General features: G+C 68.7%; 24 protein-coding genes. 10 read left to right on the top strand and 14 right to left on the bottom strand.

Going from position 1 to position 24,928, the window contains the following annotated elements; translation table 11 throughout:
- Positions 1-22: 22 nt before the first annotated feature.
- Complete coding sequence (locus METY_RS05570) at positions 23-1,192, bottom strand: efflux RND transporter periplasmic adaptor subunit (RefSeq protein ID WP_103120382.1); 1,170 nt, start codon at positions 1,190-1,192, stop codon at positions 23-25.
- A gap of 171 nt (positions 1,193-1,363) precedes the next feature.
- Positions 1,364-1,603, bottom strand: coding sequence for a hypothetical protein (locus tag METY_RS05565; RefSeq protein ID WP_146035660.1), 240 nt, complete (start codon positions 1,601-1,603; stop codon positions 1,364-1,366).
- A gap of 229 nt (positions 1,604-1,832) precedes the next feature.
- Between METY_RS05565 and METY_RS05560 the strand changes: the two genes are divergently transcribed.
- Both METY_RS05560 and METY_RS05555 read left to right on the top strand, forming a co-directional pair.
- Positions 1,833-2,552: a response regulator gene (locus METY_RS05560; RefSeq protein WP_103120456.1), complete on the top strand. Its 720-nt coding sequence runs from the start codon at positions 1,833-1,835 to the stop codon at positions 2,550-2,552.
- Positions 2,549-4,018: a sensor histidine kinase gene (locus METY_RS05555; protein WP_103120380.1), complete on the top strand. Its 1,470-nt coding sequence runs from the start codon at positions 2,549-2,551 to the stop codon at positions 4,016-4,018. Before METY_RS05560 ends, METY_RS05555 begins: the two co-directional genes overlap by 4 nt.
- A gap of 93 nt (positions 4,019-4,111) precedes the next feature.
- Here the strand turns inward: METY_RS05555 and METY_RS05550 are convergent, their stop codons facing one another.
- The 12 genes from METY_RS05550 to METY_RS05495 all read right to left on the bottom strand — a co-directional run bounded on the left by METY_RS05550 (position 4,112) and on the right by METY_RS05495 (position 16,231).
- On the bottom strand, positions 4,112-4,432 hold the full coding sequence (locus METY_RS05550; protein WP_103120379.1) for a hypothetical protein: 321 nt from the start codon (positions 4,430-4,432) through the stop codon (positions 4,112-4,114).
- A gap of 151 nt (positions 4,433-4,583) precedes the next feature.
- On the bottom strand, positions 4,584-5,042 hold the full coding sequence (locus METY_RS05545; RefSeq protein WP_103120378.1) for a MucR family transcriptional regulator: 459 nt from the start codon (positions 5,040-5,042) through the stop codon (positions 4,584-4,586).
- Between the two features lie 304 nt (positions 5,043-5,346).
- The gene (locus tag METY_RS05540) at positions 5,347-6,627 is read right to left on the bottom strand and encodes an MFS transporter (protein WP_103120377.1); all 1,281 of its coding nucleotides are present in this window, start codon (positions 6,625-6,627) and stop codon (positions 5,347-5,349) included.
- Between the two features lie 34 nt (positions 6,628-6,661).
- On the bottom strand, positions 6,662-7,462 hold the full coding sequence (locus METY_RS05535; RefSeq protein ID WP_103120376.1) for an aldolase: 801 nt from the start codon (positions 7,460-7,462) through the stop codon (positions 6,662-6,664).
- A gap of 97 nt (positions 7,463-7,559) precedes the next feature.
- On the bottom strand, positions 7,560-9,035 hold the full coding sequence (locus tag METY_RS05530; RefSeq protein ID WP_200819602.1) for an aldehyde dehydrogenase family protein: 1,476 nt from the start codon (positions 9,033-9,035) through the stop codon (positions 7,560-7,562).
- 58 nt (positions 9,036-9,093) lie between these two features.
- A complete protein-coding gene (locus METY_RS05525; RefSeq protein ID WP_103120375.1) occupies positions 9,094-9,828 on the bottom strand; it encodes an alpha/beta fold hydrolase in 735 nt (244 codons plus the stop codon).
- A gap of 2 nt (positions 9,829-9,830) precedes the next feature.
- Positions 9,831-10,649 (bottom strand): carbohydrate ABC transporter permease, encoded by an 819-nt coding sequence (locus tag METY_RS05520; protein ID WP_103120374.1) that lies wholly within the window; start codon positions 10,647-10,649, stop codon positions 9,831-9,833.
- A gap of 14 nt (positions 10,650-10,663) precedes the next feature.
- Positions 10,664-11,587, bottom strand: a complete 924-nt coding sequence (locus tag METY_RS05515; protein WP_244593526.1) for a carbohydrate ABC transporter permease — start codon at positions 11,585-11,587, stop codon at positions 10,664-10,666.
- A gap of 70 nt (positions 11,588-11,657) precedes the next feature.
- The gene (locus tag METY_RS05510; RefSeq protein ID WP_103120373.1) at positions 11,658-13,058 is read right to left on the bottom strand and encodes an extracellular solute-binding protein; all 1,401 of its coding nucleotides are present in this window, start codon (positions 13,056-13,058) and stop codon (positions 11,658-11,660) included.
- A 64-nt stretch (positions 13,059-13,122) separates the two neighbouring features.
- Positions 13,123-14,250, bottom strand: a complete 1,128-nt coding sequence (locus tag METY_RS05505) for an ABC transporter ATP-binding protein (RefSeq protein WP_103120372.1) — start codon at positions 14,248-14,250, stop codon at positions 13,123-13,125.
- Complete coding sequence (locus METY_RS05500) at positions 14,247-15,350, bottom strand: ABC transporter ATP-binding protein (protein ID WP_103120371.1); 1,104 nt, start codon at positions 15,348-15,350, stop codon at positions 14,247-14,249. Before METY_RS05500 ends, METY_RS05505 begins: the two co-directional genes overlap by 4 nt.
- 371 nt (positions 15,351-15,721) lie before the next feature.
- Complete coding sequence (locus tag METY_RS05495) at positions 15,722-16,231, bottom strand: MarR family winged helix-turn-helix transcriptional regulator (RefSeq protein ID WP_103120370.1); 510 nt, start codon at positions 16,229-16,231, stop codon at positions 15,722-15,724.
- Between the two features lie 116 nt (positions 16,232-16,347).
- Between METY_RS05495 and METY_RS05490 the strand changes: the two genes are divergently transcribed.
- The 8 genes from METY_RS05490 (at position 16,348) to METY_RS05455 (ending at position 24,891) form a co-directional block, all read left to right on the top strand.
- The gene (locus METY_RS05490) at positions 16,348-17,916 is read left to right on the top strand and encodes a GMC family oxidoreductase (protein WP_103120369.1); all 1,569 of its coding nucleotides are present in this window, start codon (positions 16,348-16,350) and stop codon (positions 17,914-17,916) included.
- 107 nt (positions 17,917-18,023) lie between these two features.
- The gene (locus METY_RS05485; protein ID WP_103120368.1) at positions 18,024-18,683 is read left to right on the top strand and encodes a hydrolase; all 660 of its coding nucleotides are present in this window, start codon (positions 18,024-18,026) and stop codon (positions 18,681-18,683) included.
- A 31-nt stretch (positions 18,684-18,714) separates the two neighbouring features.
- The gene (locus METY_RS05480; protein ID WP_103120367.1) at positions 18,715-18,996 is read left to right on the top strand and encodes a XapX domain-containing protein; all 282 of its coding nucleotides are present in this window, start codon (positions 18,715-18,717) and stop codon (positions 18,994-18,996) included.
- Positions 18,997-19,085: 89 nt separating this feature from the next.
- Positions 19,086-20,969 carry an amidohydrolase gene (locus METY_RS05475; protein ID WP_200819609.1) on the top strand — a complete coding sequence of 628 codons (1,884 nt, stop codon included), beginning with the start codon at positions 19,086-19,088 and terminating at the stop codon, positions 20,967-20,969.
- 28 nt (positions 20,970-20,997) lie between these two features.
- Entirely contained in the window at positions 20,998-21,834 is an 837-nt protein-coding gene (locus METY_RS05470) for an alpha/beta fold hydrolase (protein WP_103120365.1), read from the top strand.
- A 79-nt stretch (positions 21,835-21,913) separates the two neighbouring features.
- Positions 21,914-23,524, top strand: a complete 1,611-nt coding sequence (locus METY_RS05465; RefSeq protein WP_103120364.1) for an MFS transporter — start codon at positions 21,914-21,916, stop codon at positions 23,522-23,524.
- A 207-nt stretch (positions 23,525-23,731) separates the two neighbouring features.
- Positions 23,732-24,190 carry a helix-turn-helix domain-containing protein gene (locus tag METY_RS05460; protein WP_103120363.1) on the top strand — a complete coding sequence of 153 codons (459 nt, stop codon included), beginning with the start codon at positions 23,732-23,734 and terminating at the stop codon, positions 24,188-24,190.
- A 170-nt stretch (positions 24,191-24,360) separates the two neighbouring features.
- The gene (locus METY_RS05455) at positions 24,361-24,891 is read left to right on the top strand and encodes a flavin reductase (RefSeq protein WP_103120362.1); all 531 of its coding nucleotides are present in this window, start codon (positions 24,361-24,363) and stop codon (positions 24,889-24,891) included.
- Positions 24,892-24,928 lie beyond the last annotated feature (37 nt).

The following is a 24,928-nucleotide window of genomic DNA, read 5'->3' as shown; positions in this document are numbered from 1 at the left end:
GGCGGTCTTGGACGGGCGCGGCTCAGCTCTGCGGCGCGGCGGCAGGCTCGATCGCGCCGGGCTGGGGCCGCGCGGGCGCCCCGACCCGGGCCTGCATCAGGCCGTTGACGATCACGCGGTCCGTCTTGGACAGCCCCTCGCGCACGATCATCAGCCCGCCGGGCTGTATTGGTCCCGGCTTCACCTTGCGTTGACGGACGATGTTCTGATCGTCGACCACGCGCGCGACCTTTTCGATCTGGTCGCTGAGAACGGCGGTCTCGGGCACGAGGATGGCGTCGTAGGGCTCGCCCCGCGGCACGCGGATTCGCCCGAACTGGCCCGGCGTCAGCGCGCCGTCGGCGTTGGCGAAGGTCGCGCGCGCCCGGATGGTGCCGGAGCCGGCCTGCAGCCGGTTGTCGAGGAAGTCGAGCACGCCCTCGCGCGGCCATGCCGTCTCGCCGTCGCGCCGCGCCTGGACCCTCAGCCCCTCGGCGCCGCGCGCCGAGCCGCCCGCTTGTTGCTGGCGGGCGAGCAGGTCGCCCTCAGACATGTCAAACACGAAATAGAGCCGCTCTTCGGCAAGCACCGTGGTGAGGATGGTGGAGGCGCCGTCGCCGACGACGAGATTGCCGATGTCGACGCGCCGGTTCGACACCCGGCCGCGCACCGGCGATCGGACCTCGGTGAATTCGAGGTCCAGCCGCGCCCGCGCGACCGCCGCCTCCGCGGTCTTCCGGGCGGCCTCCGCGGCCTGACGCTGCTGGATGCGCTGCTCGTGGGTCGCGACCGCGATGTTGGAGCTCTTCACCAGCTCCTGGCTGCGCTTGGCGTCGGCCTCCGCGAAAGCGAGCTGCGCCGTCGCGCCCGCCAGCTGCGCCTCCGCCTGGGCGAGCGCCGTCTGATAGGGGCGCTTGTCGATGACGAACAGCGCTTGGCCGGCCTCCACGATCTGGCCGTCCCTGAAGTTGATTTCGGTGAGATAGCCTGACACCCGCGGCCGCACCTCGACCGTCGCCGTCGGCTCGAAACGCCCGGTGAACTCGTCGTAGTCGGTCACCTTCCGCACTAGCGGGTTCGCCACCGTCACCACCGGCGGCGGAGGCGCCGCGGTCTGCGCCGTCGAGGCGTCCATCCGTCCCCAACCGTAGAATCCGGCTCCTGCGGCAAGAAGGCCCGCGCACGTGAGGCCGATGACGCGGACGACCCGCATGGGCTGCTCTCCGAACCGGTGAGGTGAATGTCGCAATGCAACAAAGGTAGGGCAGCGGCCGTCGACGTGTGATCACTATCTCGTCGACGGCCGCCGGGGATGCGGGGGGGGCTTCGCATCCCTCGGGACGTGGCGGGGGGACGCTGGCTCCACGCCCCAACGTCTGAGGGGTTAGCCCTCGTTGTCGTTTCCGCTCCACTCGATCGTGGTGCGGTAGGCCGCGTCCGGCGTCGCCGGGCGCTTGGTCTCGTAGGTCCGCTCAAGCGACACTGGGGCGGAGTCGCGCAGCCGGTCATCGATCACGCGGGACTGTTGCGGCCGCTCGCGGGCGGGCTCGGCGCCGCGCTCTGCGGCCTGGGCCGCGGCGGTCGCAAGCAGGGTGGCGGCCATGGCTGCAAAAATGCTCTTCATCGATCTTCTCCTCTGTTTCTCCGTCGGACGATCCGTCGTCGAGACGTGGAGAGCGTCTCCGGCGATGCTGTGGTTCTAGCCGCCGTCTGTCGCAGAGCTCTGCCAAGGAACGCGGCCTTGGTCGCCAGATGTCGCCGATCGCGGCGTCGATACATTCCGATACATTTTTCTCGAGAGCGCTCCAGGCGATGCAGCTATGGTGAGGCGCTGCTTGAAGAGCGAAGACGAGATGGACGCTCAACCACATATCGCCGTCGTCGACGACCACCGGGACATCCGTGATCTGGTCGGGAAGTATCTCGTGAAGCACGGCTACCGCGTCAGTCAGGCCGAGAGCGCCGCGGCGTTCCGCCGGCTGATGGAGAAGAACGGAATCGACCTCGTGGTGCTCGACGTGATGATGCCGGGCGAGGACGGCCTGTCGCTCTGCCGCGACCTGCGGAGCGGCGCGGATCTGCCGGTCATCCTGCTGACGGCAATGGCCGACGAGACCGACCGCATCGTCGGGCTCGAGATCGGCGCCGACGACTATCTGACCAAGCCGTTCAATCCCCGCGAACTGCTGGCCCGGATCAAAGCCGTGCTGCGCCGGGTGCAGAGCCTGCCGCCGCAGCGGGCGACGCCGAAAGCCCGCGAAATCCGGTTCGACCGCTGGCTGCTCAACGTCGGGCGACGCGAACTGGTGGACGACAACGGGCTCGCGGTGCCCCTCAGCACGGCCGAGTTCCGGCTGCTTTCGGCCTTCATCGATCATTCCGGACTTGTGCTGAGCCGGGACCAATTGCTCGACCTGACGGTCGGCCGCGCGGCCGATCCCTTCGACCGCAGCATCGACAACCAGGTCAGCCGGCTGCGCAAGAAGATCGAGGCGGATCCGAAGGCGCCGACGCTTATCAAGACGCATTGGGGCGGAGGCTACAGCTTCGGCGCGGAGGTGCAGACGCCATGATCCGGATCTGGACGCGCAGCCTCACTGTGCAGTTCATCGGCCTCATGCTGCTCGCGCTCGCGGCGTCGCAGGGGCTCGGCGCCGCGCTATTCCTGGGCGAACGGGGCGAGGCGCTGCAGAAGGCTTCGAAATCCGAGTTCCTCAGCCGCTGCGCCTCGATCGCCCAGGTGCTGGAGACCACGCCGTCCGGCGTTCACGAGGACATTCTGCGCGCGAGCGGCACGACCTACGCCCGCTTCTGGGTGACGGCCGAGGCGCCGGGAGACGCCGCCGCCTGGCGCGAGGAAGCGTTCCAACAGCTGACGCAACCGCTGCCGAGCTTCACGAGCCTCGGCAGTCCGGCGAAGTTCGCCGCGTCGAACGCTTTCACGCCCCCGATGACCCCACCCGCCGAGCCCAACTGGCGCGAGCTCCCGGCCCATGCGTGGCCGCTCTCGCGCCCGGCGAAGTTCCTGTCGTTGAACGACGCCAACGGCATGGGGCTCGCCGTGCAGCTCAAGGATGGCGGCTGGCTGAACACCGCCCTCGCCAAGCCCGCGCCAAGCGGGTTCTGGACCGAGCAGTCGATGGTCTCTATCGGCCTGACGGCGATTCTGCTTTGCGCCATCGCCGCCTTCATCGCGCGCGGCATCACGCGGCCGATGCGCCGGATGGCGGCGGCCGCCGAGGCGCTTGGCCGCGGCGAGCAGAGCGCTTTGCCCGAAACCGGCCCCGACGACATCCGGCGCACGGCGGAAGCGTTCAACCTGATGCAGGCGCGGCTGCAGCGCTTCGTCGATGACCGCACGCGGATGCTGGCCGCAATCGGCCACGACCTCCGCACCCCGATCACCTCGCTGCGGCTCCGGGCCGAGTTCGTGCAGGACGACGACACCCGCGAGAAGATGCTCGCGACCATCGACGAACTCCGGGCCATGACCGAAGCCGGCCTCGCTTTCGCGCGCGAGGAGTCGGTGGTCGAGGAGACGCGGGCGGTCGACCTTCGGTCGTTGGTGGAGAGCCTCTGCGACGACCTCGCCGAACTCGGTCAGGACGTGTCCTTCGAGGACAGCGCGCGCGTGACGCTGCGCTGCCGTCCCGACGCCTTGCGCCGCGCGGTGCGCAATTTGGTGGAGAACGCCGTGCGCTACGGCGGAGAGGCGCGGGTGCGGGTGGCGAGCGTGGGGAAGAGCGTGGAGATCGTCGTGGAGGATCGAGGACCCGGCATCCCGCAGGAGGCGATGGAGCAGGTCTTCGCGCCGTTCTTCCGTCTGGAGGAGTCCCGCAGCCGCGAGACCGGCGGCATGGGCCTCGGCCTCGCCATCGCCCGCACCATCGCGCGTCGGCACGGGGGAGACGTGGCGCTCGCGAACATCGCCGCCGGTCTTCGAGCGACGATCGTGCTGCCCGCGCCGGAGACGCCGTCGTCGACGCGGCGGGATCGGCCTAGGCTGCGAACGCCGGCCGTGTCGGTGCAATCGACGTAAACCATTCCGGTCTGGCGGCCTTCGCGCCGCACGCGCCGGTAGGCTCGCCGAGGCGCGTGAGATCGGCGTTCGCGGAGCCCCGTCGCGCAGCGGTCAGGCGGCGAGTTCGAGCCGCTTATGGAAGTGTTCCGCAAGGGCCGCAAAGAACAACCGCTGGCGCTGAAGCTCTTCTTCCGTGGGCTGGCCGCGCTTGTTCTCGTCGACGGCCGCGAGCGAAACCGCCGCCGCGTCGAGTCGACCGAACAGAGCTTCGAAATAGCGCCGCACGTTGACCATCGGCGCATTGATCAGCGGCTCGAGTTCGTCCGCCAAAACGGACACGCGGTCGTCGAGGTCCGAGGCGCCGCTTGCGGCGTAGATGGCGGCCCGCGCAGCGACGAGCTCCATCACCTCGCCGACGCTCATCGTGCTCATGGAGCGCTCCTCTATCGTGTTCATCCGACCACGATCGAAGCGCTCTCATGGTTTACAGTCCGTTAACGCGCCGCCCGATGGCGGGGCGGCGCTTGCTGCTCGGGCAGCGGCCGGCGAGCGCCGCGAAACGCTCGCCGGGACAGGACGTCGATTACGCCGCCTTCGCAGCGGGCTTGCGACCGCGCTTGGCGGGAGCCGGCGCGGCGGCCGCGGCCGCGCGCTGCTGGCCAAGGCCCATCTTCTTCGCGAGTTCCGACCGCGCGGCCGCATAGTTCGGGGCGACCATCGGATAGTCGGCCGGAAGGCCCCACTTCGCGCGGTAGTCCTCAGGGCTCATGTCGTACTTCGTGCGCAGGTGGCGCTTGAGCGACTTAAACTGCTTTCCGTCCTCAAGGCAGATGATGTAGTCCGGGCTCACGGACTTCTTGACCGGAACGGCGGGCTTCAGCTCGACGGCCGGCTCTTCGACCTTGCCCTTCGCCGTTGCAGTGAGCGCGGCGTGAACGGACTGGATCAGAGCGGGAAGGTCGGCGGACGGCACAGAATTGTTGCCGACGTAAGCGCTCACGACATCTGCGGCGAGCGCAACGAAATCGGTCTCGTATTCCATTTTGGGGGAAACTCCATATGAGATGGTGGTCAGATGATCCATCCGGCGCGCCAGCGCAATAGATATCTTTCAAACGATGTGCCGCACGGCAAGATAATTGTCTGATTCTGACCCGGTCTGCACTGGCAAATTGCTCGGACGTCCTGCGCCCATGCGACGACTGCATCGCGCGCGCCGGTTTGCGGAGACTGCTTCGGCCAAACATCGCGCCATTTGTTTCCGTAGATGTCCGGGAACTCTGGCGCGCCAGCAGGACGACGCGCTCGTTCCCGCCGATCGGCTCGACCTCCTCCGGTCCCGGACCTCAGTCCGAGATCGTCGCCGGCGCCTTCAACGTCATCAGGACGGGAAGCGCCGCGAGGGCGACGACCCCGATCATCGCCCCGGGCGCCATCGCCCAGCCGGTTCGCTCGGTGAGGACATGCGCGAGATAGGGGGTGAGGCCGCCGAACACGGCGGTGGCCGTCGTCGCGCCCAGGGCGAGACCGGTCAGCCGTCCTTCGCCTGGGAACTGCTCGGCGGTCGCGACCGCTCCGACCGCGCTGACGCCGCCCGCGAGCCCCGCCAGCACGACTGCGCCCAGAAGCGCCTGCGCGCCCGAACCGCTCGCCATGAGCGCGAACATGGCGATGGGCAGGACCGCGCTGCCGACGCCCAGCGCCGTCAGGACGGGCCTGCGTCCCCACCGGTCGGACAGCGCGCCGGCGAGCGGCGTCACCAGGATCACGACCACGGCGGCGACCGTGGACAGCCAGAGCGATAAGCCTTCCGCGAAGGCTCCCGTCGAGGTGAGGAACGACGGCACGTAGGTGATGCCGACGTAGTAGGTGATCGAGCCCAAGGCCGAGATGGCGAAGCCGCGAAGGATGCCGGCGCGATGATGCGCGAGCGCGTAGCGCAGCGGCTGCGCCGGGGCGCTCCCCAAGGCGCGCTGGCGTTCGAAATCCGGCGACTCGCGCATCGTCGAGCGCGCGATCCAGACGCTGCCCGCCAGCGCGGCGCCGACGAAGAAGGGAATCCGCCAGCCCCAGGCGTCGAGATCGGACGGGCTGAGCCAATGCACGGTCAGGGCGGACACGCCGGCCGCGAGCAGAGCGCCGACCTCGCTCGCCGCCGAAGCGGACGAGGTGATCAGGCCGCGTCTCTGCGCCGGGGCGCCCTCCAGCAGATAAGCCACGACGCCGACGTACTCGCCGCCGACCGAAAAACTCATCACGCAGCGCAGCGCGAGCAGCATCCACGCCGCGGCGGGGCCGATCTGCGCGTGCGTCGGCAGCACCGCTGTGGCGAGCATGGCGGCCGTCATCACGGCGACCGACAGCAGCATCGCGCGCCTGCGTCCGAAGCGGTCGCCGATGTGGCCGAACGCCACCGCCCCAAGCGGCCGCAACAGATAGGCTAAGGCGAAGCCCGCGAGAATGGCGGCCAGCGAGCCTTCGCCCGATCCGACGAACACTCGCGACAGCACCGTCGCGAAGTAGAGGTAGAGCGTGAAATCGTACCACTCGACGACGGTCGAGAACGCGGCGATCGCCATGGAGCCGCGCGACAGTGTCCGGGGCTCCGCGACGCTGGCGGCCGTCATGCCGGCGCTCGTAGGAAGCCTCTCCGCCGCGGCGTCAACTCTTGTACTCCGGCTCCTTTCGGTCGAGCGTCCGGCGCACGGCCGCGAGATGAAGCCGCGCCGACTCCGGATCGCCCTCGCGCATCTGGCGGTAGGCCGCCTCGGCGATCTCGGGGGCGACGGGCAGAACCGGGCGCCCTGTCGAGAGCGCGAGCGTCTGAACCTCGCAGGCGCGCTCGAGGTAGTAGAGATCGTCCCAGGCCTCGGCGATCGTCGCTCCGAGCACCATCACGCCGTGGTGCTTCATGAAGACGATGTCGGCGTCCCCAACCGCCGCGGCGATGCGGTCGCCCTCGCGCTCGTCCAAAGCGAGACCGTTGTAGTTCCGGTCGACGGTTGTCCGGCCATAGAACTTGAGCGCCGTCTGCCCCGCGAAGATCAGCGGCTCGCCCTCCGTCATCGAGAGCGCCGTGGCGTAGGGCATGTGGGTGTGGAACGCGACTCGGGCCCTCGGCACGCGCTTGTGGACGCGGGCGTGGATGTAGAATGCGGTCGCCTCCGGCGCGCCCTCGCCCGACACCACCGCGCCGTGGAAGTCGCAGACGAGGAGCTTGGACGCCGTCAGTTCGCTGAAGGCGTAGCCGTAGGGATTGACGATGAAGAGATCGTCGTAGCCCGGAACGAGCGCCGAGAAGTGGTTGCAGATGCCCTCCTCGAACCCGCAGCGCGCCGCCATGCGGAAGCAGGCCGCGAGATCGACCTTGGCCTCCCAAACCGCCTCCGAGTCGAGGTCGGGCTGGTTCGCGCCGGCCTCAGACGCCTGAGGCGAACCATCGTGCGACAGCGGATGCGCCATGAGTCTTCCTCTCCTCCCGGCCAGTATGTCCCGCAGAGGTTCTGGGGCCGAGCCGCCGGGTTTCGAGGGAGGTCCCGCAGCGGAGCGCCACGCCGCCTCAGAACGGGAACTGCCGCTTCCCCATCTGCAGCGTCACCCACTTCACCTCGGTCAGCTCCTCGAGCGAATAGCGCCCGCCCTCGCGGCCGAAGCCGGAGTTCTTGACGCCGCCGAAGGGCACGTGAGGCTCGTCGGAGATCGTGGTGTCGTTGACGTGCACCATGCCGGATTCGAGCCGCATCGAGAGATCGAGCGCCTTCTGCATGTCGTTGGTGATGAGCGCGGCGGAGAGGCCGTACTCGGTGTCGTTCGCGATGCGGAGCGCGTCCTCCGCGTCCTCCGCCTTAATGAGCGACACCACGGGGCCAAAGCTCTCCTCATGGTAGATCCGCATCTCGGGCGTGACCCCGGTGAGGACGGTCGGCTGGTAGAACTGCCCTTCGTGCGTGCCGCCGTAGACGATGGCGGCGCCCTTCTGCTTCGCGTCCTCGAGCTGGCCGTCGATGAAATCGCACTGGCGGGCGCGGATGAGCGGCCCGATCACCGTCTCCGGATCCTGCGGGTCCCCAACCTTGATTCCCGCCGTCCTCGCTTTGAACTTCTCGGCGAAGGCCTCGAACAGCGGCGCCTCGACGATGACCTTCGAGCTCGCCATGCAGACCTGCCCCTGGTGCAGGTAGACGCCGAAGGCCGCGGCGTCGACCGCGTAGTCGAGATCGGCGTCGGCGAGCACGATCAGCGGGCTTTTGCCGCCCATTTCGAGCGTGAAGCGCTTGAGATGCGTCGCCGCCTGCACCGCGAGGCGACGCCCCGTGCGGGTGGAGCCCGTGAAGGTGATCATCTTCACCCGCGGGTCGGCGATCAGACGTTCGCCCACTTCGGCCGGAACGCCCGGCACCACGTTCAGCAGCCCGGCGGGAAGCCCCGCCTCGTCGAACAGATCGGCGATGATCGCGCCCGAGAGCGGCGTCTCTTCAGAGGGCTTGAGGATGAAGGCGTTGCCGACCGCGAGCGCGTAGGCGATCTTCTTCATCGACAGCAGGAAGGGCGAATTGAACGGCGCGATGCCGGCGATGACGCCGAGGGGTTTCCGCACCGAGATCGAGATCTGGCCGGGCATCGTCATCGGCATGGTCTCGCCCATGACGTGGCGGGCGTCGCCGGCGGCGACGCGCAGCGCGTCCACGACGTAATCAATCTCCCACAGCGCCTTGGAGAACACCGATCCGCACTCTTCGATCAGGAGGTCGCGGATTTCGGGGGTGCGGCGCACGATGACGTCGGCGGTCTTGAGCAGGATCGCCTCACGCTCGGCCACCATCGCCGCGCCCCACTTGGCCTGCGCAGCGTGGGCGGAGGCGATCGCGGCGTCGACCTCCTCGACGCCGGCCTGCTGGGTGCGGGCGAAGACCTTGCCGGTCGCGGGATTGACGTCGTCCGCAAGCATGTTGCGGGACGAGTCCGTCCACTTGCCGTCGATGAACAGCTTGTAGTGCGGCACGCCGTCGATGACGTCGAAGGCTACGGGGTTCATGTCGGTCTCCTGCGAAGGTCACGGCCGATCCGCCGGGCGAAAGTGAAGACGAACGCCGTCATGACGCGGCGACCTGTTGAAGAACGGTCGCAAGCGTATGCGGCGCGGAGAGGAACGGAGAGTGGTCGCCGTCGAGGTCGAAGACGCGCTCGCAAGGCGTATTCTCGAGCATCGCGTCCTGATAGGCGGGCGATACGGCGTTGTCCTTGAGACCGCGGACGTAAGCTCGGGGCACAAGGCCGAAGCGCTCGGGCGTCAGCCTGAGGGGCTCGCCGTAGATCTTGGTGCGCTGCGGGCCAAGTCGAGCTGCGGCCCAGGCGGCGTCTTCGACGGCGCAGGTGTTGTAAAAGACGTCGCGCGCCTTCCCGGCAGGAAAGCGCGCCTCCGAGCCGTCGGCCGAAACCTCCATGTTCTTGAGGACGAGGTCGTCGACGTCGAGATGGGCGTGGGCTTCGAGGAAGCTTCCGAGGCTCTCGCCATCCCTCAGCATCAGGCCGTTGACATAGACCAGCGCCGAGAGCCGATGCGGCCGGAGCTCCGCGACCTGCGCCGCGACGATGCCGCCCATGCTGTGTCCGACAAGAACGACAGGACCCGCAACTCCGTCGATCACGCCCGCGACGCGGGTAGCGTAAGAGGCGAGATCGGCGTTCTCGATCGGCGCGGGATCTTCGCCGCTGCCTGGAAGGTTCGGCGTGATCACCTGGTGACCCACGGCCTCCAGCAGCGGAGAGAGGCGCTCCCAGCACCAGGCGCCGTGAAACGAGCCGTGGACGAGGACGAAGCGCGCCATCCTCAGCCCTTCACGGCGCCGAGGGTCAGGCCGCGCACGATGTGGCGTTGCAGCAGCAGCACCACCGCGAGCACCGGGAGCAGCGCCACGATGCCGACCACGGCGACCTCGCCCCAGCGCACGCCCTGCGCCGTGATGAGCTTCGGGATGGCCACGGGCAGCGTCTGGATGCGGTCGCCGCCGAGCATGAAAGCGAACAGGAACTCGTTCCATGCGAAGATGAAGCACAGCACCGCCGTCGCGACGATGCCGTTCCGCAGCAGCGGGAACACCACGCGCATGAAGATCTGAGGTCGCGACCAGCCTTCGAGCGCGGCGGCTTCCTCCAGCTCGACCGGCAGATCGCGGCAGAAGCTGCGCAGCACCCAGACGTAGAACGACAGGTTGAACGTCATGTAGGCGAGGGTCAGTCCCGCGAAGGTGTCGAGCAGGCCGACCTTCGTGAAGATCAGGTAGAACGGGATGACGAGGCACACCGGCGGCCCCATCCGGCTCGCCAGGATGAACAGGAACAGGTCGTCCTTGCCCTTCATCTCGAAGCGCGCGAAGGCGTAGGCCGCGGGCGTCCCGATCAGCACCACGAGAACCGTCGAGACCGTGCACAGCACGAACGAGGTCAGGAGGTTCCACGCGAAGCCTTCGGCGATGACATAGTCGAAGTTCGCGAGCGTCGGCGTGAACAGGAATTCGGTCGGCCGCGCGAACATCACGTCCGCCGGCTTGACCATCATCGTCGCCATCCACAGCACCGGGAACAGCAGCACCAGCGCGTAGAGCACGGCGACCGTCGTCCAGAGCAGGCTCGTCTTGTTCGCGTTCATGGTCGTTTCGTCTCTCAGAAGGCGTTCAGCTTCTTCTTGGCGATCTGGTAGAACACGTTGCAGAAGACGAAGAACGCCGCCCAGACCAGCACGGCGAGCGCGGACGCCTCGCCGATGTTCCAGAATTCGAACGTCATCTTGTAGGCGAGCACGCTTGGGGACTGCGTGGCGACGCCGGGGCCGCCGCCGGTCAGGATGAAAATCGTGTCGAACACTTTGAAGGCGTCGATCAGCCGGAGCAGGCCGATCACAGCCAGCAGCGGGATCATCATCGGCAGCGTGATCTTGAAGAACACCCTGAGCGTCGAGGCGCCGTCGACGGCCGCCGCGCGGTAGGGCCCGAGCGGCAGGGCCTGAAGGCCCGCGAAGAACGCCAGCATCATGAACGGCGACCACTGCCAGATGTCGACGAACATCAGCGCGTAGAGCGCAAGATCGGGCGAAGCGAAGATCGACTGATCGCCTAGCCACCCGAACCGCTCCAGAAGATTGTACGAGATCAGGCCCCAGGAGCCGGCCAGCATGATCTTCCACAACAGCCCAACGACCACCGGCGCCATCATGGTCGGGATGAACAGCAGCGGCACCAGCACCGAGCGGCCGCGAACGCCCGCATTGAGGATCAGCGCGCCGCCGAGGCCGATCATGAATTCGATCGGCACCGCGATCCCGACGAACAGTCCCGCGACCTTGAGCGAGTTCCAGAACTGCGGGTCCGCCAGCAGCTTCGCGTAGTTGTCGAAGCCGATGAAGTCGCCGACGCGGCCGTACTTGGCTTTGTGGAAGCTCAGGTAGATCGCGTAGACGAAGGGAACCAGCGAGACCAGAACGAGCGTGATCATCGTCGGCGCGATCAGCAGGTAGGGGTACCAGACTCCCCGGCCCGAACGCCGCCTTTCGCGGGCCGGGGCGACGGCTGTTTCGGTGATCACGGACATGTCGGACGTCCCGTTCGGGTCTCGGAACAAGGCCCCGGGCGAGACGCCCGGAGCCTCAGGCGTAGCGCTTTCAGAGCGTGCACTTGTCGCCGCAGACGCGGACGAGCGCCTTCTGGCCCTCGGCGGCGCCCTGCTCCGGCGTCAGCCGACCCATGCCGACCTGCTGGACGACCGCCGACAGCGCGTCCGACAGCTCGAGATACTTCGGCATGCGCGGCTTGGCCTCGGCGACGGACAGCGTGTCCTTCATGGCCTTGAACAGCGTGGGATTGGCCGAGGCCTTCAGCACGGGAAGCTCCCACGAGCTCTCGCGGATCGGCACGCCGCCCTGGCCTGCGTTGAGCAGCGCTTCCTGCTGCTTCTTGTCGGCCAGCCACTGGATGAAGAGGAAGGTCGCTTCCGGATGCTTGCTGCTCGCGCCGATCGCGACCAGCGAGGGCTCGGCTTCCGCGGAGGCGAACTTCGGGTCGGCGCCGGCCTTCACCGGAATGCCGCCGTAGACGAACTTGCCGGCGAAGGGCGAAGCGCCGGGCTTGTCGACGCCAAGCACGAAGTCCGAGAACGCCATGGACTGCGCGGCGATGCCGTTGCCCATCACGGTCGGCACGTCGAGCAGCGAGTACTCGGCGGTGCCGGGAGGCGCGAATTTCCACAGGTCGGCGTAAAGCTTGAGCGCGGCGACCGTGGCGGGCGTGTCGAAGTTCGGCTTGCCGGACGCGTCGACGATGTCGCCGCCGTAGTTCTTGAGGATGTTGTTCACGAAGGAGAACAGCGAGGCAGAGCCCTTTACGCCGTCGAACACGATCCCGTAGAAGTCGCTGTCGAGCGGCTTGCCGGCCAGCGTCGCGCCCTTCTTCCGGGTGAAGAACTCGGCGATGTCGCGGAGCTGTTCGAGCGTCTTGGCCGGGGCGAGGTCGTAGCCGTACTTCGCCTTAAACGCGGCCTTCTCGCCCTCGTCGTCCAGAAGATCGGCGCGCGCCCAGTAGACGTGGTTGTAGTTCCAGTTGACGAAGCCGTACTGCTTGCCTCCGAAGAAGGCGACGGTCTTGTAGGGCCGTTCGATCAGGTCCGCGGTCTCGAGGTTCGGGTTCGACAGCGTCTTGTCGGCGATGAGGCTGTCGATCGGGAGCAGCGCCTCAGCTTCGAGCATCTGGCCCATCTGGAAGCCGTGCAGCATCACCGCGTCGAAATAGCCGCGACCGGACAGCATGTCGGCCTGGCCGCGGTTGATGACCTCCATGTGGCCGAGCAGCTGGTAGTCGACCTTGATGCCGGTCTCCTGCTCGAATCCCGGAACGAGCTTCGCCAGCACCTCCTGCAGCGGCGTGACCTCGTCCAGCACGCGGATCGAGACGCCCTTGAAGGGCTTCGCCGCCTCCGCGTAGGAGAACTCCGCGGCGCGAGCGCTCGCTCCGAGCCCCGCCGCAAGAAGGGCGGCCGCAGCCGCGGCCATGAACGTCCTGCTCGTCATCGTTCCAAGTCCCCCGTGGTCGCCGCGGCCTCTCCGGGCCCAGCGTGGTCGCGTGTGTCGTAAGTCATGCGGCCGAGGCCGGCAGCGCGCGGCCGGTCTCGGTGTCGAACAGCGCCAGCGCCTCGGGCGGGCAGATCAGCCCCGCCGTCTCGCCGATGCGCACCCGGGCGGCGGCCCGCGTCTTGATCTTGATCTGCGCGCCGCCCGCGACGCTGAAGGTGATGATCTCGTGCTTGCCGAACGGCTCGTGCGAGTAGATCTCGCCGCGCGCCGCCCCCGCCGCGTCCGCGGCGGCGAGGTTCAAGGCGCCGGCGCGGAGGCCGAGCGACACCCGCCGGCTCGTCGCCCGCGCCGCGTCGGCCGCAAGGCTTGCGGGCAGCGGCAACCGAAGACCCTCGCGCGCGAAGACGAGCGCGTCGCCTTCGCCCTCGAGCTCTCCGTTCAGCACGCTCATGGGCGGATCGCCGATCAACCGCGCCACCGTCATGGTCGCCGGGCGCAGCCAGATGTCCTCGGGCGTCCCGATCTGCTCGATCCGGCCATGGTCGATCACCGCCACCCGGTCGCCGACCGACAGCGCTTCCAACCCGTCCGGCGTGCTCCAGATCGACGGGCTGTCCCGCGTCATCAGCCGCTGCCGGATGGCGCCCCGGAGCTTGTGGCGAAGCTTGGCGTCGAGATGCGAGATCGGCTCGTCCAGCAGCAGGGCACGCGGCTGCTGGACGAGCGCGCGGGCGAGCGCGGCGCGCTGCTTCTGGCCTCCGGAGAGCGCGCCGGGAAGACGATCGGCCAGATGCGCGATCTCAAGCAGTCCCAGCGTCTCGTCCACGATCGCCCGATGACGCTCGCGCGGGATACCGCCGCCCGGCGCGCGCAGCGGGGACAGCGCGTTGTCGCGCACCGAGAGATGCGGGTAGAGCGCGTAGGACTCGAACATGAAGGCGACGCGGCGCCTGTCCGGAGGCACGTGGTCCATTGGCTCGCCTCCGAACCGCACCGACCCCTCGTCGGGCGTCTCGAGGCCGGCGACGACGCGGCAGAGCGTGGTCTTTCCTGCGCCGGAGGGACCGGTGATCGCAAGCACCTCGCCCGGCCCGACCGACAGCGTGACGCCTTCGAGGGCGAGCGTTGCGCCGAAGCGTTTGCGCACGCCGCTGAGCGCGAGCCCGGCGCGAGGCTGAAACGACGTCACGAGACAGCCTCCACGTTCCGCTCGCTCGCGCGCTCGAACAGGTGGACCCGGTCAGGGGCCACCGACACGGCGACGGCGTCGCCCGGGCGGAACGCCGCCGGGCCCGGTATCTCGACGAGAATCTGGACGTCGGGCGCCGCCCGTGGGGTCAGGATCAAGGAGTCGGCGTCGCCGCGGCATTCCCGGTAGCTGACGACGGCGTCGGCGCGTTCGCCCTGCGCGGGCGCGATCGCCAGGTGCTCCGGTCGAATGCCGACGATGAGATCGCCGTCGCCGCGTTCGGCGCGCGCCGCGCGCAGCGGCTCGACGGCGATCGCGCGGCCGAAGGCCTCTACATGGACGGCGCCTGCGCCGGCCGGGCGACCGGGCAGCATGTTCATGGGCGGCTCTCCAATGAAGTTCGCCACGAACACGTTCGCGGGCCGCTCGTACATCGCGGCCGGCGTGTCGACTTGCTGCAGCACGCCGTGACGCATCACTGCGATGCGGTCCGCCATCGCGGTCGCTTCCGTCTGGTCGTGGGTGACGAGGATCGACGTGACGTGGCGGGTCTTCTGCAGCCGCTTGATCTCGGTGCGGAGTTGCACGCGCTGGTCGCCGTCGAGATGGGACAGCGGCTCGTCGAACAGGATGAGGCGCGGGTCGCGCACCAGCGCCCGACCGATCGAGATGCGCTGCATCGCGCCGCCGGACAGGCCGGTCACGGGCCGATCGGCCATGTCGTCGAGACCGAGGAGGCCGAGAGCGTCGTCCACGCGGGCGCGCGCCGTGGCCCGGTCGACGCCGCGCGCCGCGAGCGGAAACGCGATGTTCTCGCGCACGGTCATGCGCGGGTAGAGGCTGTAGTCCTCGAACACCATCGCGACGTTGCGCGCGCCGGGTTCGAGCCGGGCCACCGGCTCGTCGTCGAAGAAAATTTCGCCGGCCGAAAGGTCCTCGAGGCCGGCCGCCATCTTCAACGTGGAGCTTTTGCCGCAGCCGGAGGGGCCGAGCAGCGCGATCATTTCGCCCTCGCCGCAGACGAGGTTCAGGTCCGCGACGGCCAGCGCCTCCACGCCCGCATATCGCTTGGACACAGCCTCGAACCGGACCACGGTCATCAGTGTACGTCCTATTTCGTTCCGGAGCTGTCTTGGCAGGCGCGCCCTGCGGATCAGCACCCTTGTTCGCTTGGCGTCGTCCGCCGGCCAGCTGGCAATCAAATTGCATGCCAGATGCTGCGTTTCGTTGGACTCGTTCTGAAATTCCTACACGCCGTCCGGCGCTGCATGGCGGCGGCGGGTCGATCTGCCCTCCCACGCCGCACCGGCGCCTCAACCAAAGGCAATCGTCATGGTACTGACGATTTGGACATCGCAGAGCCCAATTCCGCGGGTTGGGATCCGCACCGTCTCAGATCAACGAGGCTTGGGCGGGCGCGGGTTGTCACGCCGCGCCGCAGGCCGCGCGCTTGGCGCCGGCGCGCGTGGGATCAGCCTGAGACTGGCGAGCGACTGATGGCGTTGTTGCTCTCGACGAGCAGCGCCAGGTCGTCGAGGAAGCCCTCGCGCCGGGCCTCTGGAAGCGCCGCAAGCGTGCGCTCGTGGGCGCGCGCCGCGCCTTGCTCGACGCGCTTGAGCACGGAGCGGCCGAGGTCCGTCAGCACCGCCAGCTTTTTGCGGCCGTCGTCCGGCGACAGGCGCCGGCGCACGAAGCGCCGACGCTCCAGCCGCGCGATCACCTCGGCGACGTTGGTGCGGTCAACGCCGACCGCGCGCGACAGGGCGACCTGTTCGACCTGGCCCATCTGGTCGAGCGCGGTCAGCACGCTGTACTGCACCGGCGTCAGCCCCTCCGAAGCGCATTCCTCTAGGAACAACGCGACATGGATCTGGTGCAGGCGGCGGATCAGGAAGCCAGGGCGCGACTGCAGCGGCCGCAGACGCCAGTCGCCCGGCGCGTCGTCGTCGCCCGTCGTGGCGCTCGTGTCCGCTGATGTCACCTTTGTTCGCCCCTTCCCGCAGGTCCGCCGCGACCTCGCCACGCCGCGATGCGGCGATCAAGCGTGCAATCGGCGCGCCACCGCCTTTCCGTTCTTCGCACACCGGACCGAACGCCATGACCGTACGTGATATCGCGACCTTCGACGTCGTCATCTGCGGCGGAGGGGCGGCCGGCTGCGTCGTCGCGGGACGGCTCGCCGCCCATCCTGAGCTTCGGGTGCTCGTGCTGGAAGCCGGCGGATGGGGCGATGTTCCCGAGGTCCGCGACCCGACGATCTGGATGCGTAACATCGGCTCGGAACGGGACTGGGCCTTCGCCTCGGAGCCCTGCGCTGGTCTGAACGGTCGCCGCGCCGCCCTGCCGATGGGCCGGGTGCTCGGCGGGGGCTCCGCCGTCAACGGCCTCGTCTGGGCGCGCGGCCACAAGGCGGACTTCGACCTTTGGGAGGCGGAGAGCGGCGACGCCGGCTGGGGCTACGCCGCGGCGATCGACCTCTATAGACGGATTGAAAGCTGGGACGGCCCGGCCTCTCCCCTGCGCGGCGTCGACGGGCCGATGGCGATCACCTTGCCGAAAAGCCCGGTGCCCGTGGTCGGCGCGCTGCTTGAAGCGACCTCGGCGCTCGGCGTGCCGCAGGTTGCAGACCATAATGCGGAGTCGATGGCCGGCGACGGCTGCTGCGCGGTGGCGAACGTCAACGTCGCAAAGGACGGCGGGCGGGTCTCGACTGCGGTCGCCTATCTCGCCCCGCGCCTCGACCAGCCGAACCTCACGGTGCTGACCGGCGCGACGGTCCGCCGGGTGGTGATCGAGGGCAGGCGCGCCGTCGGCGTCGAGTTCGAGATTGGCGGCGAGATCCAAGTCGTCCGGGCGGAGCGCGAAGTGGTGCTGTCGCTCGGCGGCATAAACACGCCCAAGACTCTCATGCTCTCCGGCGTCGGCGACGAGCGCGAGCTGAAGCGGCACGGGATCGACGTGATCCAGCATCTCCCCGGCGTCGGGCAGAACTTCCAGGACCATATCCTGGTCGCAGGCTGCGTGTTCGAGTACCGCACGCCGGAGCCGCCGCGGAACAACTCGGCGGAGTTCACCTTCTTCTGCAAGAGCGACGCGTCCCTGCCCTCGCCCGACCTGCAGCCGATGCTCGAGGAGACCGCCTTCGGCTCCGAGATCACCCGGCCGGCCTACGACCTGCCCGTCGATCCCTCGCTCGCCTTCACGCTCGCGCCAGGACTGATCCGTCCGAAGAGCCGCGGCCATCTCGAGCTTACGGGGCCGCGGCCCGAGGACCCGGTCCGGATTCACGCGAACTTCCTGAGCGAGGAGGCGGACGTGCGCGCCCTCATGGTCGCGCTGGAGCTCTGCCGCGAAATCGGAAACTCGGAGGCCCTGCGCCCCTTCGTGAAGCGCGAGCTGATGCCAGGCGCCCTCCCCGACGCCGAACGGCTCGACTTTCTGCGCAACGCCGCCGGTACCTACTTCCACGAGACCTGTACGGCGAAGATGGGCCGCGACGCGCTGTCGGTGGTGGACGGGTCGCTCAAGGTCTACGGCGTCGAAGGCCTGCGCGTGGCGGACGGCTCAATCATGCCGGCGATCGCCGGGGGCAACACCCTCGCCCCGTGCGTGCTCATCGGCGAACGCGCCGCCGATCTGATCGGCGCCGGCCTCGGACTTCGCTGATCCGCTCCCTCAAAACAGGGCTCAAACGTTCAAGACGAGGCGCCCATCCCCGAACGAAAGTGCGCCCGCGTCCGGCGCCGCCGCGGCGCCGCAAAGGGGGACTTGTCATGCCTGCCACCGCCACGCCCACACCCGGCTCACTGCTGATCTCGCCCACCGACCATGCGCTTGTTCTGATCGACTTCCAGTCGCAGATGGCGTTCGCGACCAAGTCGATCGACGCCGTGACGCTTCGGAACAACGCGGCGCTGATCAGCCGCGCGGCCAAAGGCTTCGGCGTTCCCACGATCCTGACGACGGTCGCAGAGAAGAGCTTCTCCGGCCCGATGTTTTCGGAGATCAGCGACGCGTTCCCGGGCCAGAAGATGCTGGACCGGACCTCGATGAACACCTGGGAGGACGCCGCCGTCATCGAGGAGGTCAACCGCATCGGCAAATCACGACTGGTGTTCGCCGGACTGTGGACCTCGGTCTGCATCGTGGGCCCGACGCTCTCGGCGCTCGACCAAGGCTTCGAGGCTTACGTGATCGCCGACGCCTGCGGCGACATCTCGGACGAGGCTCATGAGCGCGCCATGGACCGCATGATCCAGGCCGGCGTCCGCCCGATGACCTCGCTTCAGTATCTGCTCGAACTGCAGCGCGATTGGGCGCGGACCGAGACCTACGACTTCACCACCGGCGTCGCGAAGCAGTACGGCGGCGCCTACGGCCTCGGCGTCACCTACGCCAAGACGATGTTCGGCGCCTCCGAAGGCGGACACTGACAGCCGTCCAAATGCCGGAGGGTTAGCCCCGATGAGGATGTATCTCCTGTCCGCCGGCGCCGGTTTGCTGGTCGGCGTGGTCTACAGCCTGCTTCAGGTCCGCTCGCCCGCGCCGCCGCTGGTGGCGCTGGTCGGGCTGCTCGGCATCCTGGTCGGCGAGCAGATCGTGCCGTTGGGCAAGCAGATGATCGCCGGTCTCTCCCCCGCCGCGGCCTGGGCGGAAGCGAAATGCGCCCCGCACCTGTTCGGCGCGCTGCCGGGGCGGCGTGCGCCTTCGGACGACAGCCCTTCACACGAGAACGCGCGCCCATGAGCCCAACCCGACGAGAAACGGCGCTCGGCGCCGCCGCGGCCGCGCTCGCGGGCGGCCTTCCCTTGGCCGCGCGCGGCGACGACACTCAGATGACGGACGCCGTGACCGCCGACCTGATCCTGATCAAGGCTCTCGTCACGACCCTTGATCGCTCCAATCCGACCGCCGAGGCCGTCGCGATCAAGGACGGCCGGTTCCTCGCCGTGGGGCGCGAGAGCGAGGTGATGGTCCATCGCGGACCGGAGACGAAAATGGTGGACCTGAAGGGCCGCCGCGTTCTGCCGGGGCTGATCGACAACCACCTGCACATCATCCGCGGCGGACTGAACTTCAATATGGAGTTGCGGTGGGACGGCGTGCCGTCGCTCGGCCAGGCCATGGAGATGCTGCGCCGCCAGGTGGAGATCACCCCGCCGCCGCAGTGGGTGCGCGTCGTCGGCGGCTTCACCGAGAACCAGTTTGTTGAGAAGCGCCTTCCCACGATCGACGAGCTGAACCAGGTCGCGCCCGAGACGCCGGTATTCATCCTTCACCTCTACGACCGCGCGCTGCTGAACGGCGCGGCGCTGCGGGCGGTGGGCTACACGAAGGACACGCCGAACCCGCCGGGCGGCGAGATCACCCGCGACGCCAAGGGCGAACTGACCGGCCTCCTGCTGGCGAAGCCCAACGCCGGGATCCTGTATTCGACGCTGTCGAAAGGACCGAAGCTGCCGTTCGAGTATCAGGTCAACTCGACGCGCCACTTCATGCGTGAGCTGAACCGGCTCGGCGTCACCGGCGCGATCGACGCCGGCGGCGGCTTCCAGAATTACCCGGACGACTACGCCGTGGTGCAGAAGCTCGCCGACGACGGCCAGCTCACCATCCGCCTCGCCTACAACCTGTTCACGCAGAAGCCCAAGGCCGAGCGCGACGACTTCCTCAACTGGACGGCGACGTCCAAGTACAAGCAGGGCGACGATTACTTCCGGCACAACGGCGCGGGCGAGATGCTGGTATTCTCCGCCGCCGACTTCGAGGACTTTCGCGAACCACGGCCGGACATGGCGCCAGAAATGGAGGGCGACCTCGAAGGAGTCGTTCGTGTGCTGGCCGAAAACCGCTGGCCGTGGCGGTTGCACGCCACCTATGACGAGACCATCTCACGCGCGCTCGACGTGTTCGAGAAGATCGACCAGGAGATCCCGCTCGCAGGGCTCAACTGGTTCTTCGACCATGCGGAGACCATCTCGGAGCGGTCGATCGACCGGGTGGCGGCGCTCGGCGGCGGCGTCGCCGTGCAACACCGCATGGCCTATCAGGGCGAATACTTCGTCGAGCGCTACGGCTACGGCGCGGCCGAAGCGACCCCGCCCTTCGCCCGCATGCTGGAGAAGGGGGTGAAGGTCTCGGCGGGCACCGACGCCACGCGCGTCGCCTCGTACAACCCGTGGGTCTCGCTGGCCTGGCTCGCCACCGGCCGCACCGTCGGAGGCCTGCAGCTCTACCCCACCCGCAACCGCCTCGATCGCGAGACCGCGCTCAGGATGTGGGCCGAGAACGTCACCTGGTTTTCGAACGAGGAGGGGGTGAAGGGCCGGATCGAGGCCGGCATGCTCGCGGACCTCATCGTCCCAGACGCCGATTTCTTCTCGTGCCGCGACGACGAGATCGCCGGGATCACCTCCGACCTCACGATGGTCGGCGGCAGGATCGTGTTCGCGAAAGGCGACTTCGCCAAGCTGGATGAAACCGACGTCCCGCCGGCGATGCCGGACTGGTCGCCGGTTCGCGCCTTCGGCGGCTACGGCGCCTGGAGGGCGGAGGCGAAGAAGGACCGCGCGCTTCGTCTTCAAAGCGTAGCCTGCGCCTGCGCCAATGCCTGCGGCGTCCACGGCCACGAACACGCGCGCGCCGCATCCGGCGGCTTGCCCGTCGGCGATCTCAAGGCATTCTGGGGCGCGCTCGGCTGCGCGTGCTGGGCGGTCTGACCTTTCCTTTCAACTTGAGGACAAGAACATGCCCTTCGTCACCACGAGCGACGGCGTCGACATCTTCTACAAGGACTGGGGCCCGAAGGACGCCCAGCCGATCGTGTTCCATCACGGCTGGCCGCTGTCGTCGGACGACTGGGACGCGCAGTTGCTGTTCTTCGTCGGCAAGGGCTACCGTGTCGTAGCGCATGACCGGCGCGGCCATGGCCGCTCGGCGCAGGTCTGGGACGGCCACGACATGGACCACTACGCCGCGGACGCCTCGGCCGTCGCGCAACACCTCGACCTCAAGAACGCGGTTCATATTGGTCATTCAACGGGCGGCGGCGAGGTCGCGCGCTACGTCGCGCAGCACGGCGAGCCACAGGGCCGCGTCGCCAAGGCGGTGCTGGTCAGCGCCGTGCCGCCGCTGATGCTGAAGACCGAAAGCAACCCCGGCGGTCTGCCGATCGAAGTCTTCGACGGGTTTCGCTCGGCCCTGGCAGCCAACCGCGCCCAGTTCTTCCGGGACGTGCCCGCGGGCCCGTTCTACGGTTTCAACCGCGACGGCGCGACGGCGCACGAGGGCCTGATCCAGAACTGGTGGCGCCAGGGGATGATGGGCTCCGCCAAGGCGCACTACGACGGCATCAAGGCCTTCTCCGAGACCGATCAGACCGAGGACCTCAAGGCTATCAGCGTGCCGACCCTCGTGCTGCACGGCGAGGACGACCAGATCGTCCCGATCGACGACAGCGCCCGGCTCTCAGCCCCGCTGCTGAAGAGCGGGACCTTGAAGACCTACCCCGGTTATTCGCACGGCATGCTCACGGTGAACGCCGACGTGCTCAACGCCGACCTGCTCGCCTTCGTCGAAGGCTGACCTTCAGCCGGTCCACTCGACATGCCCGCGCCTGCGCGCGGGCATGTCGCCCCCACGCAGCGCAAGGCGCGAGACCCTGATGACCGACGCCGCGCCCCGCGCCGCACCCTCTCCTCCCGGCGCCTTCGCGCCGCTCCGGCGCCCCGTCTTCGCGGTGCTCTGGGCGGCGACGGTTCTCGGCAACACCGGCTCGTTCATGCGCGACATTGCGAGCGCGTGGATCGTGACGGATCTCGCCGCTTCGCCGGTCGCGGTGGCGCTCGTGCAGGCCGCCGGCACGCTGCCGATCTTCCTGCTGGCGATCCCCGCCGGCGTGCTGTCCGACATCCTCGACCGCCGCAAGCTGCTCATCGCCATCCAGGTCCTGCTCGGCCTGGTCAGCCTGGCGCTCGCCGTCCTGGCCGCGACCGGCGCGCTCACCGTCGGCACGCTCGTCGGGCTGACCTTCATCGGTGGGGTCGGCGCCGCGCTGATGGGGCCGACCTGGCAGTCCATCGTGCCGGAGCTCGTGCCAAAGGCCGAGCTGCGCGACGCGGTCGCGTTGAACTCGCTCGGCATCAACGTGGCGCGGTCGATCGGGCCGGCAGCGGGCGGGCTTCTGCTGGGCGCGGTCGGCTCGGCGGCGACCTATGGCGTCGACGTCGCGTCCTACCTGCTGGTGATCGCGGCGCTGGTCTGGTGGAACCGGCCCGCGTCCGCCGACGACGCCCTGGCGGAGCGCTTCCCCGGAGCCTTCCGGGCCGGTCTGCGCTACGCCCGCGCCAGCCGCGACCTGCACCGCGTGCTGTTCCACGCTTTGGTCTTCTTCGCCTGCTGCAGCGCGATCTGGGCGCTGCTTCCGCTGGTCGCCCGCGGGCTCCTAGGCGGGACGGCCGGCTTTTACGGCTTCATGCTCGGCGCCGTCGGCGTCGGCGCGATCTGCGGCGCACTTGTGATGCCGCGGCTGCGCGCGCGCCTTGGCGCGGATGGTCTGATGCTGTTCGCGGCGGTCCTTGCGGCGCTGGTCATGGCCGGCCTCGTCCTCGCGCCGCCGAAGCCGGTCGCGCTCGTCGCGCTGCTCGCCCTCGGCATCGCCTGGATTGTCGCGCTGACGACGCTGAACGGCGCGGCGCAGGCGATCCTGCCGAATTGGGTGCGCGGGCGCGGGCTCGCCGTTTACCTCACGGTGTTCAACGGCGCGATGACCGGCGGCAGCCTGCTGTGGGGCCTGGTGGCGCATCACATCGGCGTCGCACCCGCCTTGCTGGTCGCAGCGGCGACGCTGCTTGGCGCGGGCCTTCTGCTCCGCCGGCGCGTGCTGCCGGTGGGCGAGGCCGATCTCGCGCCCTCGAACCACTGGCCGGAGCCGCTGCTCGCCGCGCCGCTTGAGAACGACCGCGGACCGGTCACGGTCCTCATCGAGTACCGCATCGCCGCGGCCGACAGACCTCAGTTCTTGGCGGCGCTCCATCGTCTCGCCGATGAGCGCCGCCGCGACGGCGCCTTCGAATGGGGGGCGGCGGAGGACGCCGCGGACCCCGAGGTCGTCGTGGAGTGGTTCCGCGTGGAATCCTGGGCCGAGCACCTCCGCCAGCACCGCCGAGTGTCCAAGGCCGATTCGGACGTGCAGGGAGCCGCGCGGTCTTTTCACAAAGGGCCGGGGGAACCCGTCGTACGACACCTCATCGGCGGCCTCGCAGAAGCGACCTAACAATTTGAGAAACAGTATTTTTCAATAGTTTCTATTTTTATGATTATCTCGGGGACTTAGGTTCGCTGTCGTGACCACGTCACCGGAACTCTAGCGTCACTCTTTTGGATCTCGCGAACCAGGCGACCGCCTAGCGACGCGAGCGCTGCGGGAGCGCGCGGCAAAGCCTCCGGTCGACGTCCAGACCTCGAACCGGAGGCGCCGCCCATGACCACGCTTGAACGACCGTCCGAACGCGGCCGCGGCGAAAGCCGCTCCGAGGCTAAAGCCGCGTCAGCCGCGGCCGACCGCCCCCGCGCCGGCGGCCTCTCGCCCGCCCGCGAACGACTGGCGACCGCCGCTTTGGCGGACGGCCGCGTCTCCGTCGCCGGCGTCGCAGCTCTTTGCGGCCTGTCGCGGAGCTATTTCATTCGCGCCTTCCAGGCGACGACGGGCCTCACCCCGCATCGCTGGGCCCGCGAGCGGCGACTTCAGCGGGCCCGGGATCTGGTAGCCGGCACGTCCGAGCCAATCGCGGCGATCGCGGCGAGCTGCGGCTTCGCCGATCAAAGTCACTTCACACGGGCGTTCCGGGCGCGCTGGGGAGAAAGCCCGGCGAGCTATCGCCGCCGGTCGGCGGAGCCGCCGCCCGCCGCGTCCGAGGGGGAGCAGAGAAGATGCGCGTGATCGAGCGCAGCGCCTGTTCTCGCCGGCGATAAGCCCGCCGCCGCCTCTAGCGGCACGCCCAGCCAGCGCTATCGCGCGCGATAGGCGCTGCCTTTGCGAACGCCCTCGCCTATATGGACTGAGCGGCCGCCAGTCTCGGCCCCCGCAGGCAATCCCCGGAGCAGCGCGCTTTGACCGTCAAGGATAAGAACGCCACGCGTTACCGCGAGGCGATGTCGCGGGTGGCGATGCCGGTGCATGTGGTGACGACGGACGGTCCCGGCGGGCGTCACGGGGCGACGGCGACGGCTGTCGCGAGCGTCACGGACTCGCCGCCCACCCTTCTCGTCTGCCTGAACCGCGCGAGCACGATCCACACCCGCGTCACCGAGAACGCCGTGCTGGCCGTCAACGTGCTGTCCGGCGATCAGGAGGCCGTGGCGCGCGCCTTCGCCCGTTCGTCAGGCGGCCGTGAAGACGATCGCTTTGCGACAGGGAAGTGGCGCGTGCTGTCGACTGGCGCTCCGACCCTAATCGACGCCGTGGCCGTGTTCGACGGACGGGTTGTGGAAGCGCGCGAGATCGGCACCCACACCGTGCTGATCGTCGAGGTGGACGCGGTCGACGCGTCCGACGACCATCGCGACGGCCTGCTTTACCATCGCCGCGGCTATCGTCGCGACGAGGCCGCCGTGACGCGCGAGCCGACGCCGACCGCGTGAGCCTGCGCCTCAGTTCGACCGCGTCTCCGCGTTCGCG

This window comes from Methylopila sp. Yamaguchi (assembly GCF_002897035.1).
Classification (GTDB): domain Bacteria; phylum Pseudomonadota; class Alphaproteobacteria; order Rhizobiales; family Methylopilaceae; genus Methylopila.
This window is presented reverse-complemented; position numbering and strand designations above follow the sequence as displayed.

Excerpts from the sequence above, each read along its gene's own strand:
- METY_RS05570 (WP_103120382.1), bottom strand. The coding sequence starts at position 1,192 with ATGCGGGTCGTCCGCGTCATCGGCCTCACGTGCGCGGGCCTTCTTGCC.
- METY_RS05565 (WP_146035660.1), bottom strand. The coding sequence starts at position 1,603 with ATGAAGAGCATTTTTGCAGCCATGGCCGCCACCCTGCTTGCGACCGCC.
- METY_RS05560 (WP_103120456.1), top strand. The coding sequence starts at position 1,833 with ATGGACGCTCAACCACATATCGCCGTCGTCGACGACCACCGGGACATC.
- METY_RS05555 (WP_103120380.1), top strand. The coding sequence starts at position 2,549 with ATGATCCGGATCTGGACGCGCAGCCTCACTGTGCAGTTCATCGGCCTC.
- METY_RS05550 (WP_103120379.1), bottom strand. The coding sequence starts at position 4,432 with ATGAGCACGATGAGCGTCGGCGAGGTGATGGAGCTCGTCGCTGCGCGG.
- METY_RS05545 (WP_103120378.1), bottom strand. The coding sequence starts at position 5,042 with ATGGAATACGAGACCGATTTCGTTGCGCTCGCCGCAGATGTCGTGAGC.
- METY_RS05540 (WP_103120377.1), bottom strand. The coding sequence starts at position 6,627 with ATGACGGCCGCCAGCGTCGCGGAGCCCCGGACACTGTCGCGCGGCTCC.
- METY_RS05535 (WP_103120376.1), bottom strand. The coding sequence starts at position 7,462 with ATGGCGCATCCGCTGTCGCACGATGGTTCGCCTCAGGCGTCTGAGGCC.
- METY_RS05530 (WP_200819602.1), bottom strand. The coding sequence starts at position 9,035 with ATGAACCCCGTAGCCTTCGACGTCATCGACGGCGTGCCGCACTACAAG.
- METY_RS05525 (WP_103120375.1), bottom strand. The coding sequence starts at position 9,828 with ATGGCGCGCTTCGTCCTCGTCCACGGCTCGTTTCACGGCGCCTGGTGC.
- METY_RS05520 (WP_103120374.1), bottom strand. The coding sequence starts at position 10,649 with ATGAACGCGAACAAGACGAGCCTGCTCTGGACGACGGTCGCCGTGCTC.
- METY_RS05515 (WP_244593526.1), bottom strand. The coding sequence starts at position 11,587 with ATGTCCGTGATCACCGAAACAGCCGTCGCCCCGGCCCGCGAAAGGCGG.
- METY_RS05510 (WP_103120373.1), bottom strand. The coding sequence starts at position 13,058 with ATGACGAGCAGGACGTTCATGGCCGCGGCTGCGGCCGCCCTTCTTGCG.
- METY_RS05500 (WP_103120371.1), bottom strand. The coding sequence starts at position 15,350 with ATGACCGTGGTCCGGTTCGAGGCTGTGTCCAAGCGATATGCGGGCGTG.
- METY_RS05490 (WP_103120369.1), top strand. The coding sequence starts at position 16,348 with ATGACCGTACGTGATATCGCGACCTTCGACGTCGTCATCTGCGGCGGA.
- METY_RS05485 (WP_103120368.1), top strand. The coding sequence starts at position 18,024 with ATGCCTGCCACCGCCACGCCCACACCCGGCTCACTGCTGATCTCGCCC.
- METY_RS05480 (WP_103120367.1), top strand. The coding sequence starts at position 18,715 with ATGAGGATGTATCTCCTGTCCGCCGGCGCCGGTTTGCTGGTCGGCGTG.
- METY_RS05475 (WP_200819609.1), top strand. The coding sequence starts at position 19,086 with ATGACGGACGCCGTGACCGCCGACCTGATCCTGATCAAGGCTCTCGTC.
- METY_RS05470 (WP_103120365.1), top strand. The coding sequence starts at position 20,998 with ATGCCCTTCGTCACCACGAGCGACGGCGTCGACATCTTCTACAAGGAC.
- METY_RS05465 (WP_103120364.1), top strand. The coding sequence starts at position 21,914 with ATGACCGACGCCGCGCCCCGCGCCGCACCCTCTCCTCCCGGCGCCTTC.
- METY_RS05460 (WP_103120363.1), top strand. The coding sequence starts at position 23,732 with ATGACCACGCTTGAACGACCGTCCGAACGCGGCCGCGGCGAAAGCCGC.